This is a genomic window from Niallia endozanthoxylica (genome assembly GCF_008710145.1).
In the GTDB taxonomy this organism is placed as follows: Bacteria; Bacillota; Bacilli; order Bacillales; family Cytobacillaceae; genus Bacillus_BD; species Bacillus_BD endozanthoxylica.
Genome location: NZ_VYKL01000085.1, coordinates 1 through 4,824 on the forward strand (window position 1 = coordinate 1; position 4,824 = coordinate 4,824).

At 44.3% G+C, this 4,824-nt stretch carries 2 protein-coding genes; one reads left to right on the top strand and one right to left on the bottom strand.

Going from position 1 to position 4,824, the window contains the following annotated elements:
- Positions 1 to 396: 396 nt before the first annotated feature.
- A complete protein-coding gene (locus F4V44_RS27130) occupies positions 397 to 2,802 on the top strand; it encodes a putative bifunctional diguanylate cyclase/phosphodiesterase (RefSeq protein WP_150443090.1) in 2,406 nt (801 codons plus the stop codon).
- 135 nt (positions 2,803 to 2,937) lie between these two features.
- Here the strand turns inward: F4V44_RS27130 and F4V44_RS27135 are convergent, their stop codons facing one another.
- Complete coding sequence (locus F4V44_RS27135; protein ID WP_150443092.1) at positions 2,938 to 4,578, bottom strand: catalase; 1,641 nt, start codon at positions 4,576 to 4,578, stop codon at positions 2,938 to 2,940.
- Positions 4,579 to 4,824 lie beyond the last annotated feature (246 nt).

Consider the following 4,824-nt stretch of genomic DNA (forward strand, 5'->3'; position numbering starts at 1 on the left):
GCCTTGCTCTTGTCAGAATCAGACCTTCTTTCTGACAACGTTCCGGGTTTTTGCCTTGCTCTTGTCAGAATCTGGTCTTCTTTCTGACAACGTTCCGGATTTTTGCCTTGCTCTTGTCAGAATCTGGTCTTCTTTCTGACAACGTTCCGGGTTTTTACCTTGTTCTTGTCAGAATCAGACTTCTTTTCCGACAGGGTTTCGTTTTTTGACCTCGTTCTTGTCAGAATTGACCCTCTATCCCTATTCCATCAACGGCGCCTGACACCAAATATCGACTAGAATTTACAAATAATTTAGATTTCAGGCGGCTTATATGGTAAAATATTCCCATATAACTTCCTGACTATTATTTGCCAGGAAACCAATCTGCTTTTCATCATTTAAAAGGGGTTTCTCATGGGGAATTTATCAGCGCAGAGCAGAGCCATTACCATTACTGCTTTGCTTATGTTCTTAAACATTATCTTAGTTATCATCTATAGACATGATGAATGGTCGCTTATGGTCATCTCGAATTTCTTTCAAACGTTCGCACCGCTTCTTGTTACGATTTGGTTGTTTAGACGGTATTTGACGGAGAGGAGCCATGATAGGAACTTCTGGTTATTTCTTGCCTTTTCTCATTTTTTTTATGCTTGTGCCATGATCATTTGGGATGTGTACGAAATCTTTTTACATACCGCCGCTCCCTTCCCTAGTGCTGCCGATATCATGTGGATTCTAGTGAATGCTTTTCAACTGGCGGCATTACTTTGGGTCATAGTCAAGAACCGGAAGTCATTAAGAATTGCTCAAATTCTCTATGATGTGAGTATTATTTTTATCGTCACGGCTTTTTTCTGCTGGGAGTATATCCTGAAGCCGGCTATTAATAGCAATCAAGGAACCTTTGAAAAAGTGCTCAGTTTGATTTACCCTGTTAGCGATTTGCTCGTTCTTTTCATTCTTCTCTGTATCTATTACTCTGGAACGGTCAAAGAACAGCTGCAGGTGTTTTGGGTTATTTTTTCAGGGATAATTCTATTATTGCTGGCGGATACGTTCTACTTCTATCTTGAAACACACCATGCCTATCAAACAGGAAACCCGATTGATCTCCTTTGGACAGCAGGTATTCTGTTGGTTGGGTTATCTAGTTTCTATGGAAGAGGCGAACCTGTTCTAACGTTTGAGCCTCCAAAAGCAGCGGAAAATACGATTGGCGACTGGACTAGATTGATTAAGTCTCCACGCTTAATGGTCCCTTATTTAGGTGTGCTGATGCTGTTTCTTTTAACCATTTGTCAAGATCAGGTCTTTAACAGCCTGATTATTGGGTCCGTTCTCACACTCATTCTTATCCTCTTGCGCCAAGTGTACACATTAGCCGAGAACAAGTCTCTTTTGAAAAAACTGACTGTGTTAAATAAGGATTTAGAAAGGACGGTTACGGAAAGAACCGTTGAGTTAATGAATAAAAATACGCTGCTTGAAAAATCTATTAAACAAGTAGAATATTTAGCCTATCATGATCATTTAACAGGGCTGCCTAACTATCGATATTTCTCTCAGCAGCTAGAGGAAACATTAGCAGCTGCGAAACAAAGGAATGAAACGGTGGCTATTCTATTTTTAGATTTAGACCGCTTTAAGCTCATTAATGATTCTTTCGGTCATTCTATCGGGGACTTTCTTTTACAGGAGACAGCCAAACGGCTTTCAGGCTGCATTGGGGATTCCGGCATCATATGCAGGCAGGGCGGAGATGAATTCTTAGTCTTTCTGCCAAATACGAGTCGAGAAAAAACGGCGAAACTGGCGAAACAGATTCTTCATTCTTTACAAAGAGTGACGGATATTAAAGGAAATGAACTGATTGTTACGTCAAGTATCGGGATCAGCCTTTTTCCGGAACATGGCGAGGAGATTGACCTTTTGCTTCAGCGGGCCGATACGGCGATGTACTCAGCGAAAAAAGCCTTAAGGAATCGGTATTCGTTCTACCATTCCTCCCTTAGTTCAGGTACGGCTGATATGCTTCATCTGGAAAGAGACCTTCGTTATGCGATAGAAAGGCAGGAGTTCTACCTTGTTTATCAGCCTTTGATTCACATTGATACGGGTGCGATTAAGGGAGTGGAAGCACTGGTTAGATGGGATCATCCGTATAAAGGATTTATTTCTCCGGGGACCTTTATTCCTGTTGCGGAAGAGACCGGCCTTATTATTCCGATGGGAACATGGATCCTTGAGACAGCCTGCAAGCAATGGAGGACTTGGAGAGAGAAAGGATTTCCTCCGCTTACGATTGCAGTGAATGTCTCTATCAATCAATTTATGGATGAACAATACCTGGAGCATGTTCGCCGGATTATCCAGGAGACAGGCATGGACCCGAATTACCTTGAGCTGGAGATTACGGAAAATATTCCATTCGAAAGCAGTCATGCGTCACATGTGGTTCAGGAGTTGTCTCAAATGGGCATCAAGCTTAGTATCGATGACTTTGGCACAGGCTATAGCTCGCTGCAATATCTGAAAAAGATGCCGATTCATACGTTAAAAATCGATCAATCCTTTGTTAGGGATCTTCCGAATGATAGTAATGATGCCTCCATCGTTCAAACCATCATCTCTATGGCTAAACATATGCATTTGGAAGTCATTGCAGAAGGAGTCGAGTCGAACGAGCAGCTGGCATTCCTGAAAAACTATCAATGCCAAATGGCCCAAGGATACTTTTTCAGCAAACCTCTGCCAAGCCGGGACGTGGAAGCTCTGTTGAACGGGAGTACGCAAGGTGGGCTTGTTCCTTTATCATAGAGAAAGAGGTTTTTTCTATTGCAGGCTTCTTGCTATTAAATAAGATGGATTCTACCTCTAAAAAACAAGAAATGACGTGTGAATCGTGTACACGTCATTTTTTGTTTTTTATTAAAAGGAACGCTTATTTTACCCTTAATAAGGATCCGCTCCATGGCTTTTCTTTACTGCCTCGTCCACGGCTTCATTCGCAGCTAATGAACCTTGGCCGAATTTGGATTTACCTGATTCACGGCCAGGAACTTTGTTTTCCTGCTTCATTTCTTTCATTACTTTTTCAATGCCTTCTTTCACACGGCGGCCATAGTCTTCATCGGCTTGTGTGAAGTGTCCGATCATCGCGTCTTGGATACGTTTGTCACAGACAGCAAGGGCTTCGGATAGGTTCTTGATCAATTCATCGCGCTCCCAATCTTCAAGGCTGCGGTATGTATGGCCTGCTTGTCCGTAGTTGTTCGGACGATCAATCGGCGCACTCATGGCTGCCGCATTATACATCGGCTGGTGCGGTGCACGGTTTTCTGTGCTTGCTTCCTGAAAGCCGCCGAGCATCGATGGCTCATAGTTGATATGTGGATTATCTCCCGACTCTTTCGGGTCACGGATATCCATTTGACCGCGATGCTGGTTTGTGCGAACAGGCGCTTTTGGTGCATTTACAGGCAATTTTAGATAATTGGCACCAATGCGGTAGCGCTGCGTATCCGAATAAGAGAAGGTGCGGCCTTGGAGCATTTTATCATCCGAAAAATCCATTCCATCGACAAGAACTCCTGTACCAAAGGCCGCCTGCTCAATCTCGGCATGGAAATCGACTGGATTGCGGTCAAGGACCATCCGACCTACCGGCAGCCACGGGAACTTATCCTCCGGCCAAAGCTTTGTATCATCAAGCGGATCAAAATCAAGCTCTGGATGGTAGTCATCCTCCATGATTTGTACAAAAAGCTCCCATTCCGGATACTCTCCGCGCTCAATTGCTTCATATAAATCCTGTGTCGCATGACCGACGTTTGTCGCTTGGATTTCGTTGGCTTCTTCTTGTGTTAAGTTACGAATTCCTTGCTTCGGCTCCCAGTGGTATTTTACTAGGACTGCCTCGCCTTTAGCGTTTACCCACTTATAGGTGTTAACGCCGGACCCCTGCATATGGCGGTAGGTCGCTGGTATCCCCCATGGAGAGAATAGGAATGTAATCATATGTGTGGCCTCTGGTGTGCGGGAAACGAAATCAAACATCCGCTCCGGATTTGGCACGTTTGAAGCCGGGTCTGCTTTAAACGCATGAATCATATCAGGGAACTTCATTGCATCGCGGATAAAGAAAATTTTCAGGTTGTTCCCTACAAGATCCCAGTTGCCATCCTCCGTATACATTTTTACCGCAAAGCCGCGCGGGTCGCGGGCTGTTTCCGGCGAATCCTTACTTCCTGCGACTGTAGAAAAACGAACCATAAGCGGTGTTTTCTTTCCGGCACCTGAAAATACTTTCGCACGGGTATACTTTTCGACCGGCTCATCTCCGACCTTTCCATACGTTTCAAAATAGCCAAAGGCCCCAGTCCCTCTTGCGTGAACAACCCGTTCTGGTATCTCTTCACGGTCAAAATGAGAGATTTTTTCAATGAAATGATAATTCTCTAATGTTGCTGGGCCTCGGTCCCCAATCGTACGAATGTTTTGGTTATCTGACACAGGATGCCCCTGCCGTGTGGTCAGCGTCTCGCGTTCCACACCTTGTCCGCCCGAAGCATCCTTCTCGTTATTTTCAATCATCATAGATCCTCCTTAAAATCATCACCTCTTTCTTTTACCCAATTTTGGAAGAAATATGCTATTACAATCAAAACCAAACCAAAAGAGAATCACTCCGCTTTAGCGCGTTACCCCATCGGGGGACAGTCCCTCGATGCTTTAACGCATTACCCCATTGGGGGACTGTCCCCCGGTGCTTTAACGCATTACCCTATTGGGGGATGAACTGAACCCAAAAAGTTAGACAAATATTTTTATGCAGCTAAA